This window comes from Myxococcus sp. CA033, from assembly GCF_013336625.1.
Taxonomy (GTDB): Bacteria; Myxococcota; Myxococcia; order Myxococcales; family Myxococcaceae; genus Myxococcus; species Myxococcus llanfairpwllgwyngyllgogerychwyrndrobwllllantysiliogogogochensis.
The window spans coordinates 32,427-47,677 of sequence record NZ_JABUMU010000009.1 but is presented as its reverse complement, the minus strand read 5'-3'; the positions used below and the strand labels follow the sequence as shown (position 1 = coordinate 47,677).

General features: G+C 68.5%; 12 protein-coding genes. 4 read left to right on the top strand and 8 right to left on the bottom strand.

The annotated features are described in order from the left end of the window. Window positions 1–70 precede the first annotated feature (70 nt). Window positions 71–2,662 (top strand): glycoside hydrolase family 15 protein, encoded by a 2,592-nt coding sequence (locus HUA78_RS22280; protein WP_174460608.1) that lies wholly within the window; start codon window positions 71–73, stop codon window positions 2,660–2,662. 194 nt (window positions 2,663–2,856) lie between these two features. Here the strand turns inward: HUA78_RS22280 and HUA78_RS22275 are convergent, their stop codons facing one another. The 3 genes from HUA78_RS22275 to HUA78_RS22265 form a co-directional block, all read right to left on the bottom strand. Then, window positions 2,857–3,453, bottom strand: a complete 597-nt coding sequence (locus HUA78_RS22275) for a hypothetical protein (RefSeq protein ID WP_174453769.1) — start codon at window positions 3,451–3,453, stop codon at window positions 2,857–2,859. A gap of 100 nt (window positions 3,454–3,553) precedes the next feature. After that, a complete protein-coding gene (locus tag HUA78_RS22270; RefSeq protein ID WP_174453770.1) occupies window positions 3,554–4,843 on the bottom strand; it encodes a hypothetical protein in 1,290 nt (429 codons plus the stop codon). A gap of 1 nt (window position 4,844) precedes the next feature. Beyond that, a complete protein-coding gene (locus HUA78_RS22265; RefSeq protein ID WP_174460609.1) occupies window positions 4,845–7,607 on the bottom strand; it encodes a TonB-dependent receptor domain-containing protein in 2,763 nt (920 codons plus the stop codon). Between the two features lie 334 nt (window positions 7,608–7,941). Here HUA78_RS22265 and HUA78_RS22260 point away from each other — a divergent pair, with 334 nt between their 5' ends. From HUA78_RS22260 to HUA78_RS22250, 3 genes are all read left to right on the top strand, one after another. Further along, window positions 7,942–9,057: a GRAS family protein gene (locus HUA78_RS22260; protein ID WP_174460610.1), complete on the top strand. Its 1,116-nt coding sequence runs from the start codon at window positions 7,942–7,944 to the stop codon at window positions 9,055–9,057. A 179-nt stretch (window positions 9,058–9,236) separates the two neighbouring features. Then, complete coding sequence (locus HUA78_RS22255; protein ID WP_174477103.1) at window positions 9,237–9,734, top strand: CinA family protein; 498 nt, start codon at window positions 9,237–9,239, stop codon at window positions 9,732–9,734. 114 nt (window positions 9,735–9,848) lie between these two features. Beyond that, on the top strand, window positions 9,849–10,238 hold the full coding sequence (locus tag HUA78_RS22250) for a hypothetical protein (RefSeq protein ID WP_174465717.1): 390 nt from the start codon (window positions 9,849–9,851) through the stop codon (window positions 10,236–10,238). 3 nt (window positions 10,239–10,241) lie between these two features. Here HUA78_RS22250 and HUA78_RS22245 read toward each other — a convergent pair whose 3' ends face one another. The 5 genes from HUA78_RS22245 to HUA78_RS22225 form a co-directional block, all read right to left on the bottom strand. Next, window positions 10,242–11,042, bottom strand: a complete 801-nt coding sequence (locus tag HUA78_RS22245; protein ID WP_174477102.1) for an immunity 49 family protein — start codon at window positions 11,040–11,042, stop codon at window positions 10,242–10,244. Window positions 11,043–11,064: 22 nt separating this feature from the next. Beyond that, a complete protein-coding gene (locus HUA78_RS22240; RefSeq protein WP_174465715.1) occupies window positions 11,065–11,664 on the bottom strand; it encodes an imm11 family protein in 600 nt (199 codons plus the stop codon). 62 nt (window positions 11,665–11,726) lie between these two features. Continuing rightward, on the bottom strand, window positions 11,727–12,725 hold the full coding sequence (locus HUA78_RS22235; RefSeq protein ID WP_174465714.1) for an AHH domain-containing protein: 999 nt from the start codon (window positions 12,723–12,725) through the stop codon (window positions 11,727–11,729). Between the two features lie 3 nt (window positions 12,726–12,728). Continuing rightward, window positions 12,729–13,931: a beta-ketoacyl synthase N-terminal-like domain-containing protein gene (locus HUA78_RS22230; protein WP_174477101.1), complete on the bottom strand. Its 1,203-nt coding sequence runs from the start codon at window positions 13,929–13,931 to the stop codon at window positions 12,729–12,731. Further along, entirely contained in the window at window positions 13,928–15,241 is a 1,314-nt protein-coding gene (locus HUA78_RS22225; protein WP_174465712.1) for a TIGR02270 family protein, read from the bottom strand. Before HUA78_RS22225 ends, HUA78_RS22230 begins: the two co-directional genes overlap by 4 nt. Window positions 15,242–15,251: the final 10 nt, after the last annotated feature.

The following is a 15,251-nucleotide window of genomic DNA, read 5'->3' as shown; positions in this document are numbered from 1 at the left end:
CACCCTTGGGCGTCACCGGGTTGGGAGGTCCCCGTTGGCCCGGGGAGGGAAGCACTCCAGAATCCGCCGGATGAAGCGTTTCCCCCACCTGTGTCTGGGCCCTGGCCGGGCGACCTCGAGTGTCGCGCGTGCCGTGGCCCTCTTCCTGACCTCCCTGCTGTGTGGCCTGGCGTCGGACGCGCACGCGGAGGTCGCCGTCCGGCGCACCTTCCTGAAGCTGCCGTCCTCCAATGGGCATGGCGCGGTGATGTTGGATTTGGAGCAGAAGAAGGTGTCGCACTTCCGCGAGCACAGCTTCGCGACGGAGGAGCCCGTCATCGATGCGCTGGGCAACGACGTCTTCGTGCGCGGGCAGCCGCAGGTGGTGCACTCGCGTGACGTGTTGTTCGACGCGTTCTTCGGCCTGCGCTCGGGCGGGACGCAGCGCTGGTTGAGCACGCAGGACGCGGACCTGGACGCCAGCGGCTACGCGACGTGGGCGCCGGGGAAGACGGGCGGCACGGGGCTGGCGACGATGGTGCAGCGGGTGGGGACGCTGGAGGTGACGACGTATGTCTTCGCGCCCCAGTCCGTGCCGCACGCATCGTTCGTGATGGCGGTGCGGGTGCGCAACACGGGCGCGACGGCGTCCACGGGTGTGAGCGTGTTCTCGCTCCACAACTTCCATGTCGGCTTCGGTCGGCCCGGCGTGCTGGCGGACCTGGATGAGAACGGCGAGACGGTGGAGGTCAGCGGCAGCGACTTCGTGGAGAAGGGCTTCGCGGGCGTGGTGGTGGGGCGGCCGTTGGGCACGGTGACTCGGAAGGCGGCGTGGCTGTCGGGGGCGACGGGGGCGGGCAACGGGTTCAACGTGGTGCAGGGGGGCGGGCAGCAGGACCTGCAGGAGTTCACGGCGCAGCCGTCGGCGGGGACGGGCTGGGCCACGGCGTATCAGTTCAACCTGGGGGACATCGCGGCGGGCGCGGAGAAGTGGGCCGGCGTGGCCTTCGTTCACTTCGGCAATCCGGAGGGGACGGCCACGGCGCGGCAGTGGCTGACGGACTACGTGGGCGCGTTGGATGCGAAGGCGCTGGTGGAGGCGGAGGTCGCGCGCTGGGCGGCCTTCCAGACGGACACCGTGAAGGTGCCGACGGGCACGGTGGAGAACGAGGAATCACTGGTGCGCCACTCGGCGGTGGTGCTGCACATGGCGCAGGTCCGCGAGGGTGAGTCGTTCATGCGCGAGTCGCTGAGCCGGGATGGCGAGACGCGCCTGACTCGCTTCAAGGCGCCCAACGGCGCGCCGGCGACGCTGCCGGGCATGGTGAAACACGCGGGCAAGGGCGCGGTGCTGGCGAGCCTTCCGCCGGGCCAGTGGACGTATGCGTGGATTCGAGACGGCGCCTACGCGGCGGCGGCGATGGCCACGCTGGGCATGCGGAGCGACGCACGCGAGGCGCTGACGTACTACCTGAACGCGGACAGCGGGCGGTTCCAGAACTGGCGCGAGCTGCAGCCGTACTCGATGCCGCCGTACCTCATCACGCTCACGCGCTACCACGGCTTCGGTGTGGAGGAGACGGACTTCAACGAGGCGGGGCCCAACCTCGAGTTCGACGGCTTCGGGCTCTTCCTCTGGGCGCTGCGGCACTACGAGCGCACCACGGGGGACGTCACGCTGGTGGACCAGCACTGGCAGACGGTGTCGACGAAGGTGGGCGACGCGCTGGTGGCGCTCATCGACCCGGAGACGGGGCTCATCCGGCCGGACTCGTCCATCTGGGAGACGCACTGGAACGGGCGGCAGCGCGCGTGGGCGTACACGAGCCTGACGGCGGCGCGCGGCCTGTGTGACGCGGCGGTGCTGGCCGAGCGCGTGGGTGACGCCGAGCGTGCGACGCGCTACCGCGCCGCGGGCGAGTCCATCCGCCGGGCGATGGCGGAGAAGCTGACGGACGGCAACTTCGCGCTGGCCTCCAACCTGGAGGAGTTGAAGTCGGGCCGGGGGTACTGGGACACGGCGGTGTTCGACGCGTTCGCGTTCGAGCTGTTCGACCCGGCGGGGAAGATTGCCCGGGAGACGATTCGCGGATTGGACTTGAGGCTGTCGTCTCCGGCGGGCGCGGGCTGGTCGCGCAACGATGACCGCTATGACCACACGGGTGGCGCGGACATGAGCCCGTGGGGCAGCGAGTACGACAGCGCGGAGTGGGTCATCGTGAGCCTGCGCGGCGCGATGGTGAAGCGGATGGCGGGGGACTCGGAGCGCGCGGAGCGGGTGCTCAAGTGGGTGACGGACCAGTCGCTGAAGAACTACCTGGCGGTGTCGGAGACGTATGACGAGCTGAACGGCACGTACAAGTTCAACTCGCCCATGGTGGGCTTTGGCGCGGGGGCGTACGCGCTCGCGCTGGCGCACCGCGCGGACGGCACGGCGGACCCGGCGTGTGGCGCGTACCTGGATGAGAGCACGCTGTCGAAACCGCCGGACGCGGGTTCGGGTGAGCCGGACGCGGGCTCGGGCGAACCGGATGCGGGCCCGTTCGTGCCGGATGCGGGGGACTCGGAGGCGCCGCGTGTCAGTGGCGGCGGGTGCAGCGCCTCGGGCCCCGGCGCGATGGCGGTGTGGCTGATGCTGGCGCTCGCGGGACTCACCGCGCTGACGCGGCGTCGCCGGGCCTGAGGCAAGGGGCTCGGCTCAAGGGGCTGGGAGCAGGGCGGGACAACGCCCGGCGCTTGTGGACACTCCAACGAGACATGACGCGCCCCAGACCTCCAGATGGAGACATTCCATCCGGTGTCGGGGCAACGGGATGTCGCTGGAGTTCGCCTCAAGCGCGGGCGTGGATGACCGCCCGCCCCGTGGTCCGCCGTGCTTCAGCGCCGCTGGTCGCTCCGGGCCTGGGTGCGACGGTTGCGAGAGGTGGTGTGCGCGTTGCGACGGACGGCGCCGAAGCGCTGCTGCTTGCGCGCACCGCCCTTGCGGCGCTGGGCCCGCGTCGCTCGCACGGACGTGGTGGCGGTGCGTCCGGCGGTGCGCGCGCGGCGCACGGGCTTGCGCCCACCCACGGTCCTCGTCGCCCGACGGGCCGGCGCCGAGGCGCGAGTCCTCCGCGTGCTGCTCACCTTTCGCACGGTGCGAGCCCGCTTGGCCGCCACCGCCTCGCGGCGCTCCATCATGGCCAGGCGCTTCTCGAAGCGCATCAGGGCCTGACGGAAGTACGTCGCCTTGCGCAGGGTGTTGGCGTTGCCCTCGGCGCGACGGGCACGGGTCGGCTGCCGCCGGCCCAGGGCCTCACGCCGCTGACGGCGCGCCAGGCTCTCGTACTTGGTCATCAATCGCCGCGCGCGCAGGACGCGACCGCGCAGCTCCCGGGTCGACAGCTCCGTGAGGTTGCGCGGGGCGCTCGACAACACGAGCCTGGCTTCGGTTTCCGACAACAGGGACATCTTCTTCGAGGGAATCGTACGCAAGGGCCTGCTCCTTCAAGGCAGTGTGGCTTTCCTCGCGGAAACGTCGGCACGTGTCCCCCGCGCAGCAACCTGCTCTCCAGGGTGATTGGGGGCGCTGGCGCTACTCGAAAATGGACAACTCGGAGAGCGCGTAGATGAGGACGGGTCCTCCCGCGTTCCCCGCCCTCACCTGCAGCCGCACCTGACGAACCGGCGCGTCACCCGTGAGCGGCACGTCGAGGAAGCGCGCCTTGCGCTCCATGTCCAGCGGACCATCCCCATAGGGGCTGTCCTCCCCCGTCGATTCGATGGTGGTGGAGAACACCGGGTCGAACGGGCTCGAGGGGTCGTGGTTCACGTAGGGCACCTCGGCGAGCGTCGACCAGGTGGCGCCATCCGCGCTGCCCTCCACGCGCACCTGAATGATGGGGTCGAACCCCGTCACCATCTGCAGGTCGCGAATGACGGCGCGCCGGGGCCGCACGGCGGTCTCCCACTGGAGCGTCACGTTGTTCACGCCCGACGTTTCGCGAGTCAGGTCCGTCCGCACGGTCAGCAGTGAGCCATCCGTGTACGGGCACGGCGCTCCCGTGGGAGTCGGGACGCACGAGGCGCCGCGGCTGATGGGGCGCAGGCTTCCGCTGGGAACGGGCAGCCAAGGGCCACGCCATTCCACCCGGAACGACACGCTGCTGCTGTTGGCGGCCAGGGGATAGAAGAGCCACGAGCCCAGTGTCACGGCGCGGACCTGCGCCTCCACGCCCGGGAAGTCCTCCAGAAGATAGGGATTGGCATGCCAGGGCGACGTGGGGTCGTGCACTTCCCACACGCGGCCTCCGGGACCATGGAGCTGCAGCACGGGGTACGGGGTGAGGGGCTCCACGGGCGTCGGGTCGCCGTTGTCCTGGAAGTAGATTTCCGGAAGCTCCGCGGAGGCCGGCAGCGCGGGCGGTGGAGGCGCCGAGGCGAAGGAGAACTCGGGGCCCTCCGCGCCCAGGGCCAGCGCGAGCTGGGGGGCCCAGGGCCGCAGCGGTGGCAGCTCCGCGTCGTCGTAGAAGACGAACGAGCTGAAGACGCCGTGGCCTTCCTCCAGCGGCGCCGCCACGCGAAAGCGATACTGGGTGAAGTCGGAGAGGCGCTCGTCGATGGAGTCGCCGTAGAGGACCTCCAGCGTGAAGGCCCCCGAGCGCTCACTGCGGCTCTCTCCGTAGCGCTCGAACTCGCCAACCGTGGGGTCGACGAAGCCGGAGCGCGTGTGGACCTTGCGCTCCACGGTCACCGTCGTGTCGGAGTTCGGAGAGCCGTCCAGGTGTTGCAGCCGGCCATAGACGAAGATGGGGTCTTCGGGCTTGCGGTCGCAGCCCGCGGCGACGAGCGCGAGCAGGGGCAGGGAGCGGAGCAGGTGGCGCATGTCAGTAGGTCCCCTTCACGCCGAGGAGCGGGAGGATGATGGGCAGGCTCTGGGGTTTGCGCTGGGGAGTTCCCTGGCGGTCGAAGCCATAGTCATAGGCAATCACCTCCTGCCGGGCCGACACGTTGAGGACGTCCAGGTAGGCGTCGAGCGTGAAGTCCTCCATGGCCCATGATTTGGCGACGCGCAGGTCCACGCGGAAGAACGCGTCCAGTCGCTCGGACTTGTCCCGGTCCTGTCGCACCCAGTGCGCTTCCCCCTCCGGCGTCGTCACGATGCGTTGGGTGAGGGTGGTGATTTCGCCGGACTCGGGGCGGCCGGTGTTGAAGTGCACCACCGTGCCCACCGTCCAGTTGTTGCCGAACTTGTAGCTGAGCGCGGCGTTGATGACATGGGCTTGCTCGAAGGCGAAGGGCAGCGTGCCCTTCTGAGTACTCACCACGTGGTCATCGTCGCCGTAGCGGTCGATGAGCACGCGGCGCTTGCTCTGGAGGAAGCTGTAGGAGACCCAGCCGAACCAGTCGCGGCCCAGCGGGTGCCGGGCCATCAGCTCGAAGCCATACGCGTAGCCGCTCGTGGAGGGGTCCGGTGTCGCGAGTCCCCGGCGTCGTCGGTTCTCCACCACCTGCTGCAGGTCCAATTCCACCGCGCGGGTGAGCGGGTTGTAGAAGGCGTCGCCGCTCAGCTCCAGGCCGTCCATCGCCTTCCACTCGGCGCCCACGTCGAACTGGAGGCCCTCCTGGAGTCCGTAGCGGAGGCTGGAGGTGTCCACGGCGGGCAGGTGCACCAGCACGGTGGGCGATTGGTGGAAGACGCCCGCGCCGCCCTTGAGCACGAGCGCGTCCGTGAGCTGGTGGCGCACGGTGAGCCGAGGCTCCACCACGGCGTGATTGATGCCGGGGGACAGGTGGTAGTTGTCCACGCGCACGCCCGGCTGGAGCACCCACTTTTCGGCGGGAACCCACGTCACCGCCGCGTAGACGCCGGAGAAGGTCGCCAGCGAGGAGGGGCTCTTGATGGGGTCCACCGGGTCGTCGGGGTTGGTGCCCGGGGGGATGCCGGTGCCGGTGATGTCGGTGGCGGCGCGCCGGTGCTCCACGTCGCCGCCCACGGCGAGCTCCAGCGTGGAGTCCAGGCGGCGCTTCCAGCCGGCCCGCATCGCGAACGTCGTCTGGCGCAGGGCGTACTCGCCCACCTTGCGGAAGGAGATGGCGCCGCTCGGCAGGCGCTCCGACTCCTCTCCGTCGAGGCCCAGCGCGTCCGAGCCCACGGTGAGGCCCACTTCCGCATCACCCCCCGCGAGCGGATGGGTTCCGCGCAGGTCCACCCGGTGGAAGCGGGACACGATGCTGCCGCCGGTGGAGCCGATGTAATAGGTCGAAGGGCTGGAGCCCACGTCGTCCGAGCTGCCCAGCGCGAACAGGCGCACGCGGCCCTCGCCGACCTTCTGCTCGATGCGCGCCTGGTAGTCCCAGAAGTTCGCGTGCACCTTCTCCGCGTCGGACCCACTGAGGAGCTTGGACCCCAGGGAGATCAACAACGCCGAGTAGCTGACGCGGCCGGCGACGCTGACGGAGGTGCCGGTGCTCTCGAAGGGGTACTCGATGAAGCCGCCGCTGTTGAGCAGGTCCGCGTAGGCGGTGACGTGCAGCCGGTCCTCGCGCGGTCGGCTCAGCCGTCCCTCCACCGCGCCGCCCAGCAGCCGTCCGTACTGCACTGGCGGCGAGCCCGGGAAGAAGTCGACGGTGTCGATGAAGTCCGGGTGAATCACCGCGGGCCCGAGCATCAGGTGGTACAGCATGGGGATGCGCACGCCGTCGAGGAAGAAGCCGGTGGCGGCGGGCTGGCTGCCACGCACCACGGGGTAGCTGATGCCCGAGGCGAGGCTGCCCACGCCGGGCATCAACATGACGACACGGAACGGGTCTCCCAGCGTGCCGGGCACCTCGCGGAGTTCCTGCTCGTGCAGGGTGATGCGCGTCACCTCGGTGCGGGGGCGGTCGTCCCGCACCACCGTCTCGTAGGGATTCACGCGCCCGGGCTGCAAGCGGTAGATGACCTGGAGCGACTGGCCCTCGGAGAGCGTCTCCTCGAAGGTGCTCGGCGTGTGTCCGGGGGCGCGCGCTTCCACGCGGTGGGTGCCGGGGCGCAGCTCCAGGGTGAAGCGCCCTTGTGCGTCCACGGTGCCCGCGGGCTCCGTGCTCCCGTCTACGAAGAGGAGCGCATCGGCGAGGGGACGGCGCGTGCCGCGCGCGCGCACCTCTCCGGTGAGTCGCGCGGTGGAGACGGGGACGGGCGCGGCGGGAGGCACGAAGCGGTAGACGAAGGGCAGGCGCACCGCCACGGGCACTCCGGCGAGGGTGGCGGGAGTGAAGCGCAGACCCGGCGCGGCCTGGAGCGCGGCCTCGGTGAGGCGGGGCTCGTGCGGTGCGTCGACGACCTTCACCTCGGCCACCGCGCCCTGTTCGTCCACGAGCAGCTCCAGGGTCACTTCACCGGGAGTGCCCTCCAGGCCCACGGGCCATGCGGCGGGTGCGTCAGCGACGAGGGTCGGTGGCACGAGCGTGGCTTCACCGCCATCGGTGGTGAGGCCCAGTCGTGTGGCGTCCTCGGCGGACACGGAGGTGCCGCCGTCGGTGGACTGGAGTTCGACTTCGACGGTGCGGGACTCGGCGGAGGGGGCGGGGAGGCCCTGCGCTCGTACGAGGAAGGGCACTGCCGCCAGGACGAGCAGTGGCAGGAGAGAGCTGCGCTCAAGACGCATGGGAACCCTTCAACACCGGATGGGCAGAGAACTGTCACCCCGGCCGGTGTGCTCTCACGCCGCGCAGCCTCACCTCCCCGGGCACGGGCGTCCACTGTTCTCGACATGGGATTGCACGAATGGCCCGGGGTCCCGGAAACGGGACCCGCGGCTGTCTGTGCGAAAGGTACAAGCGAGGCGTAAGCGCCAGGACGTTGGCCTGTCCGTTCGTCTGCTCGCGTGTATGGCGCTTCACGAAGAGCGCATGCAGGCGGGCTGACCGGGTGGAGGTCCCTGGAGGGCACCACTACCGTTGAGTCGAGCAGGGGTCTCTGGGGGAAGGAGTCGTGGGGCGATGCGCACGGTGAAGGATGAGCTGCTCTTCCGAGCGGTGGAGCACACCCTGTCGGGCCAGCCCATCGAGGCGGCGCACGAGCTGGCGTCGTTGGAGACGTTGCTGGATGTGGACTCGGTGCCGGAGGACCTGGGCTACCTGCTCTTCGCCACGGCGGTGTCGCATCGCCTGGAGGGCGTGGGGGTGGGGGCGCGCAATCCCTATCTGTATCCGCATCCCGAAGAGGGGGCGCGGCAGATTGATTTGTTCCGGCTGTTGATGACGCACATGCCGCTGGCCTCCGCCGCCGATGCGTTGGCGAACGCGGTGTTGGTGGAGTTGTTGGGGAAGCGGGACGAGGCGACGTTGGTGGACGTGGGAATCGGCCAGGGGCGGCAGGAGGGGCGGTTGTTGAAGGCGCTGTCGGAGCAGGGAGCGCTGCCGCGCAGGTTGACGCTGGTGGGCGTGGACCCGAGCGGAGCGAGCCTCGCGCAGGCGGAGGAATCGACGGCGAAGGTGGCGCGCGAGGTGGGAGCGTCGGTGCGCTTCGTGGGGGTGGAGGCGCCGGTGGAGAGCCTGTCCGAGTCGACCTGGTCGGTGTTGCGAGGGTTGCCGGGGCCGAGGGTGGTGAACGCCGCCTTCGCGCTGCACCATGTGGCGGAGGAGCCCGGGAGCGTGGGCGCGGTGCGAGACGCGGTGCTGCGGCGGCTGCGAGCGTTGGAGCCGTCGGGGGTGGTGTTGTGCGAGCCGAATACGGACCACTTCCGCGCGCCGCCGCTGGAGCGCTTCCTGAACGCGTGGAAGCACTTCACGCAGGTCTTCCACCTGCTGGACACGCTGGAGGTTCCTCGCGAGGAGCGAGCCGCCATCAAGCGCTTCTTCGGGAGGGAGGTGGAGGACGTGGTGGGGACGGTGGATGAGTCGGCGCGCTGCGAGCGACACGAGCTGGCGGAGACGTGGATGGCGAGGCTGAAGCGCGCGGGCTTCGTGCCACTGGAGCTGCTGGAGCAGGTGGAGCCCGAAGGCGTGCATCCGGTGCTGGAGTTGCGGCGGGAGCCAGGGCTGGTGGGCTTGAGCTGGAAGAACGAAGTGCTGGTGGCGGTGATGGGCGTGAGGCCGGAGGGGGCACGTGCATGAGGGCGCGGCGCGTGGTGCGTGTGCTTCGCGGGGCCGTGGTCCAGCGAGGCCTGGGCGTCCGGGTCGTGCGAGGATGGGGTGCGTTGAGTGTGGGAACCGAGGCTTCGCGAAGATGTGATTCGCGTGGCATGAACGTCGGGGCCACGTGAGGTCGAGGTCATGGAGTCGGAGGAGCACAGGTGACGGACGAGGGACGTGAGGACCTGGCCGGTCAGGTGCTGGAGCGCTGTCGACGCGCGGGGGTCCGGCTGGTGTTGGCGGAGGCGTGCACCGGGGGCCTGCTCTGCGCGCAACTGACGGACGTACCGGGCGCATCCGCGGTGGTGGAGCGCGGCTTCGTGCCGTACTCGCATGAGTCCAAGGTGGAGCAGCTCGGTGTGTCGCTGGCGCTGCTCCAGGAGCACGGCTCGGTGAGCGCGGAGGCGGTGGATGCCATGGCGCATGGGGCGCTTGCGCATTCGCGCGCGGACTGGGCGGTGGCGGAGACAGGCATCGCGGGGCCGAGCGGGGGCACGCCGCTGAAGCCCGTGGGACTGGCCTTCATCGCGGTGCTGCGTCGAGGCGGGACGGCCACGGTGGAGCGCCACGTCTTCGAGGGGAACCGGAGTGAAGTGCGGCACGCGGTGGCGCGACGTGCGCTGGTGTTGTTGCTGGCGCGGTTGAACGTCGAATCTTGAACTGGACGTTCACCCCGCACTCCCGGGTGTCTGGGCACCCGTCGAGGTGACCCCTACGCTGTAGGACGTCGGAGAGAAGTGCCTCCATGTGTCCATGTGGCGAAGGAGCGCCCGGTGTTCCGAATCGGGGTGGATGTCGAGCATTCCATCGTGGAGTTCGTCCTGGAGGGCTACATCCGGGTCCAGGAGATGGAAGTGTTCGTGTCGGAGCTGGAGGCGGCGACAGACTCGCTTGCGGGGCGCGACATCAAAATCAAGGCGGACCTGAGGACGTTCCGTCCCGCGTCACCGGAAGCGACGAACATGATTCGCCGGGTGCAGGAGTACGGCCTGCGCTCTGGCGTGGTGCGAGTCGCGGAGCTGGTGGAGAGCGAGATTGTCGCGCTCCAGCTCAACCGGGTCGCCGAGAACAGCCACACGGACAAGATTCTGCGCCGCTTCTGGGAAGACGCTCCCGCGCGTCACTGGCTCATCCACGGCGACGTGGAGGATGGAGCGGCGTAGCGCCTAGTCAGGAAATCCGACTTCAGGCTCCGTCCAGGCTTCGTCCGGGAGCGACAACGGTCCCACGGGCAATCGCGCGAAGTGCGGAATGGTCGGGTACTCACGTTGGATGGGGAGCGCATCCAGCTCGGCCAGCCGAAGCAGGGCCATGCCTTGGATGAAGACGGGGCCATCCGTGCGCCGTATCTCCACGGGAAAGGCATCCTTCTGACGGAACTGTCGGCCACGCTCCGCGATGGTCGCGAGCAGGCCGTCGTGGAAGGCCTCCGCGTCCCGCTCGAGGAGGGCCCTGCAGGTGCTGAGGAAGGGGGCGTGCTCGCCTTTGACGACGACGCCCCAACGCTCCAATAACGGCTGGAAGTCGAAGGGTGCTCGGGTGTGCAGTTGCAGGAGTCGCTTGTGCATGAAGTGCTGCAGGAGGAAGTCGTCTTCGTACTCCGCCCGAGCCTCGTGGTGTTCCGAGGCCAGTCGAGCAAGCTCCACGGCCAGGCCGAGCTGTCCGGCGGCGAGGGCATCATGGAAGGACGAGTTCCGGCTCGGGCAGGTGATGAGCGGCTCGAAGGTGCGTCCTCCCGCCTGCAATCGCAGCAAGTGGAGCTGTGCCTGCGCGGACTTGCAGAGGAGGACCTGAAAGCGGTCCGTGCGAGCCTCGGAGAGCAGCTCTCCGATGGCCAGGCGGTGATACATCTTCGAAGCGACGAAATAGGCGCGCCCGGAGCGCTCGACGGCCGCCTTTACGGTGATGGCCTTCAGGGCCATGGTCAGCGTGTACCAGGCGTTGTCTTGGATGGTTTCCAGGTCCATGGCGGGTGGCTCCTTTCGTGTGTCAGACGAAGTAGCCCTTCTCGCCCATGGCGACGTAACGGATTCCTGTGACGCCGTTCTGGTCGAGGATGGCACGCAAGTCATCGCGGATGACGAAGAAGCGAGGCATGACGCTGATGCGAAAGAGCCTGGCGTCCTTGGGCACCTTTTCCAGGTCCAGATAGAGCTGTTTGATGACCTGGAACTCCCCGGGCGACATGATGGATTTCTCGCCTCGCGTCTTCTTGAGGTCGACGCAGTCCTGGACTCCCAGGAGGTTGGCGATGAAGCAGCCCTCGGCGGCGACGCGGCCCTTGTGGTTCCAGAGGGCGAAGGGGAGGTACTCGATTTCAGCGCCAGCCTCCTTGTCGAGCAATGCCTTGAGTCGCCCGGTGATGAGGTAGACAAGCAGCGAGTTGGGGATGAAGTCTGGGACGACGATGCCGCGATGGCGTCGAGCCATGTTCAGTCGGACGCCCGTTGGATAGTTCGCCGCCATGGACGTCCCCTCGGAGGCGGGCCACATGGACCCCTTCATGGGGCTGGGAAACTCGTTGACGAAGCAGTACTCCACGGTTTCCTCCTGGGTGAGGTAGAAATACTGGTGGGTGTTCGTGGTCATGGTCGTGTCGACGGAGGTCTCAAGGAAAAGGAGGGGCTCGGAAGGCGCGTGCGCGCACCGTATTAGACGGCGTCATCCACGGTGGCGAACTGGAACTCGCCCGACAAGCCCTTCGCGAGCCCCGTCTTCCGAAGGAGCTTGCGAAGTGACGTGGAGATGTTCTCCAACTCGGTCGGCGCGTCCGATAAGTCGGGATGCTCGTCTGTCCTGGCTTGTTGCTTGCCCATCTTGTCCCGCACGGTTTTGACGTGGCTCTCGACGACGCGGCTGTAGCCGAGGTGATTGTTGACGTGCGCGGGCAGCAGATACACCCAGCCCATCATGGGTCTCGTCGGCAGCACCATGATGTTGATTCCTCTGTTGATGTTGTATTTCAGTTGTTGAAGCATGGGAGTTTCGTCCTCGAAGACCTGATAGAGGGCATCCGTCGGGATGAGGTGATGGGCATGGTGGCTCCAGGGTCTGGCCTGTTTGCCGGCCCTCTTGAAGTTGTCTCCCGTGCCGAGGTCCCATGCTCCCGCCGTGACCAGGGGATTGTTCTTGTCATCCCGGCCGGCCATCCGGATGCCCATCTCAATCTTCTTGCCCGCCTCCAGTGACTTCTTGGTTTCTTTTGCCTTGGGTTGGTAGCGAAAGCCGAGGGCTGCCTCGAGCCGTTTGCGTGCCCGGTTGCCTTCCTTGTGGAAGGGAAGGTTGTACCAGTGTCGGTCATTCGCCGTGTGGTACGTGACGGCGTTCTTCTTGTGGTCATGCCCCTCGAAGAGGCACTTGCGCTCGAAGGGATACTGGCGCGGGTGGGTCCAGACGCAGCGGGTCACGCACCCGTTCTCCTCGCCCGCCTCATGCGTGTCGCGTGTCTTGAGCTCCGCCAGATGCTCGTTCTTCTCGGCGGTCTTGGCCTTGTCCTCTTCCTTCGCCGCCTCCGCCGCGAGCTTGTCCGAGTCCGGGGCCGCGTCGGCCGCTTCCCGGGCCTTCTTCGCCTTCTCGCTCGCTTCCCGGGCCTTGGCCGCTTTGTCTTGATATTGCGCGACGGCTTCTTTTTGGGCGAGTTCCAGGCTCATCGATCACCTCGTCGAGCGAGACTGAGTGGGGATGTCATCAAGGAGGAGCGCGCCCCGCGCGGCGTCATCTCCCATGAGGAGGATGAGAGCCTGATCGCTCTCGGCGTAGCTCCGTGTGAAGGCGCGGACGGCGAGGCACGCGGAAACGGCGCCCGTCGCCGCGCCAAGTTCTCCAAAGGGTTCGGGCGGGTACCAGTAACGGAGCTCGGCGGGCAGCCCTGCCTCCCTCATTCGCACCAGGGCCATTCCAAACTCACGGGCTCGGAACTCGTCTCCGTTGAGGTTGACGACCACGAGGTTCGGCTTGCGCCTCGGGTCCCCGAGACAGGCCTCGACCGCGGCGGAGAGCGCGACGCCATGCTCGGGCTTGTCCGCGGCGCGGTCATGCGCGGCCGGCCGCGTGGCCACGGCGGTCACCGTCGCCTCCGCGGGCGCGGACCGCGCACGGAGGGCATCGGCTCGCTCCAACAAGACGAACGCCGAGGCCTCGCCCGGGAAGAAGCCCGAAGGCTGCTCCTCGGTCCGCAAGAGCCCCAGCGTGTGAAGCGTGGTCAGCGCGTCACCGTGGACGCACGTGTCGATACCGCCCACGATGCACCGGTCCAACTCGCGCAAGCGAAGCCGTTGAATGGCCTGCTCCACCGCTTGAGCGAAGATGGCGGGTCCCCCATGGAAACAAGAGCGCAACGCGGGAGGGATGGACAGGTCTTGCATGGAGAGCAGCGACGGCACCAGGGAGGTCTCGAGCTTGTCGCGCCATTGACGTTGCTCCTCGAAATGACGCGCGAACTCCGCCCGCGCGACGTCCATGGGCGCGGGGCCCTGCCCCAGCAACTCGAGCTGCAGCAGCCAGGTGGCATGGAAGTGGCCGGGGAGGCACAGGTGGAAGCCCGTGCGCGCATGATGCGCGGGCTCGAGCTTCGCGGAGGTCATCAAGTCGGAGAGCGCCGCGTCTCCCAGGCGGAGCAGACGACCGATTCCCTCGAAGCCATCCGTCAGCCCCCGGACCGCATGTCCCTTCAAGGGGACGCTCTCCAGCGTGTCGAGGTCGGGCTCCTCGACGTCGAGCTGGGTCCAGTGGGTGGCTCCAGCTCGCGCGGAAGCACAGGCCGAGGCCACGTCCAATCCCCCCGAGGTGGTCATTCCCAGCGCGGTGATGGCGATGGCTCCCACTGGCAGTGGGGGAGCTGACACGGGGGCCGTCATGAGAGGACGCCTCCAGCGAGCTGACGGGTATTCAGCGTGAGCGCGGTGCTTCGCAGCGCGGCAAGGGCTGTGAGCTGCTGGCGAAGGAAGGCCCGCGTTCGGAGCTGGCAGGCCCCCTGACTGCGCAGGGTCAGCTCCAGGCTCCAGGCGTGCCGTCGCCGCATGGGCTCCGTCCACTGGGTTTCGAGCAGCGAGGTCTGGGTCCAGGGACGGCCGCGCAGGTACCGGACCGTGGGCTGGAACTGCTTGCGGGTTTGTTCCCACCAGGCGCGGATGGCACCGGCGTTGGGGAGGGGCAGCCCCGCGCCCGGGAGTGGATGTCGTTCGGGCGCCGCGGGGGCCTCGTCGGGGTCCTCGGAGCTGTCGGGAGGTCGCGCCACGAAATCTCCTTCAAGAGGGAGGCCGGTGATAGCGCTGAAGGCCTCCGCCGCCAGATGGCCCACGGCCTCATCCTCGAGATGCTCCAGGCAGGCTTCGGCGGCGGACACGTGGCCATTGAACCCCAGGGCCCAGAGTGCGTCGGCACGCAGCTCGGAGTCGCGCAGCAGCCCGGCGAACAGCGCCGCCGCCTCGGGGCCCGTGCCGAGCGACAGGAGCAAGGCAGGCAGACCGGGGACACGCTCCCGTGAGGCGAGCTGCTCCCTACAGACCGCCCACGTCTCCCGATGACCTGACAGCAGTCCGGCGAGGAGCGCCGCATCGCGAACCTCGAGCTCGGGCGAGGACAGGGCCTGACGGACCCCGCGCCAGTCGACCCCTCTCCTCGCGCGGACCGCCGCGCGAAGCGCCGAAGCGGCGACCTTCGGGTCGGTCGATATGGCGAGCGCTTCGACGAGGGCCTGAGGCTGAGTGGACTGGAAGCCGAGCACGTCCAAAGCCAGGGCTTGCAGTCGCGGCTCGGAAGCACCGAGAAGGGGTTGGAGCCAGGCTGTCCGTGGCCCGGGCGTGAGGACTTCGAGCGCTCGTTGGATGCTTGGAAGAGCTTCGGGCGGCGCCTCTCGCAGGTGTTGCAGGAGGACCTCGGGCGCCCAGTCGATGCCACCTTCGAGGAGCGCGAAGACCGCGGTGGACAGGCGCTCAGGCTCCTCCGTGGTGAGCGCGGGCCTCAGGAGCTTCCGGGCCACCGGTTCTCCACCGAGGACCAGGGCATCCACTCGCGCGAGCAGGCGCTCCTCGCTTGCGAGGGCCTCTGCGGGTATCTCGTCTGGCGCTGAGAGGCTTTGCTCCCATTGGCCCCACTGGAAGCTCGCCTCATCGAGGTGCTGCTCGTAGTGGTTCCAATTAAAGACGATGTCGGTCCGCAGCGTCATGGCCACGTTG

Excerpts from the sequence above, each read along its gene's own strand:
- HUA78_RS22225 (WP_174465712.1), bottom strand. The coding sequence starts at position 15,241 with ATGACGCTGCGGACCGACATCGTCTTTAATTGGAACCACTACGAGCAG.
- HUA78_RS22230 (WP_174477101.1), bottom strand. The coding sequence starts at position 13,931 with ATGACGGCCCCCGTGTCAGCTCCCCCACTGCCAGTGGGAGCCATCGCC.
- HUA78_RS22240 (WP_174465715.1), bottom strand. The coding sequence starts at position 11,664 with ATGACCACGAACACCCACCAGTATTTCTACCTCACCCAGGAGGAAACC.
- HUA78_RS22270 (WP_174453770.1), bottom strand. The coding sequence starts at position 4,843 with ATGCGCCACCTGCTCCGCTCCCTGCCCCTGCTCGCGCTCGTCGCCGCG.
- HUA78_RS22280 (WP_174460608.1), top strand. The coding sequence starts at position 71 with ATGAAGCGTTTCCCCCACCTGTGTCTGGGCCCTGGCCGGGCGACCTCG.
- HUA78_RS22260 (WP_174460610.1), top strand. The coding sequence starts at position 7,942 with ATGCGCACGGTGAAGGATGAGCTGCTCTTCCGAGCGGTGGAGCACACC.
- HUA78_RS22245 (WP_174477102.1), bottom strand. The coding sequence starts at position 11,042 with ATGGACCTGGAAACCATCCAAGACAACGCCTGGTACACGCTGACCATG.
- HUA78_RS22235 (WP_174465714.1), bottom strand. The coding sequence starts at position 12,725 with ATGAGCCTGGAACTCGCCCAAAAAGAAGCCGTCGCGCAATATCAAGAC.
- HUA78_RS22265 (WP_174460609.1), bottom strand. The coding sequence starts at position 7,607 with ATGCGTCTTGAGCGCAGCTCTCTCCTGCCACTGCTCGTCCTGGCGGCA.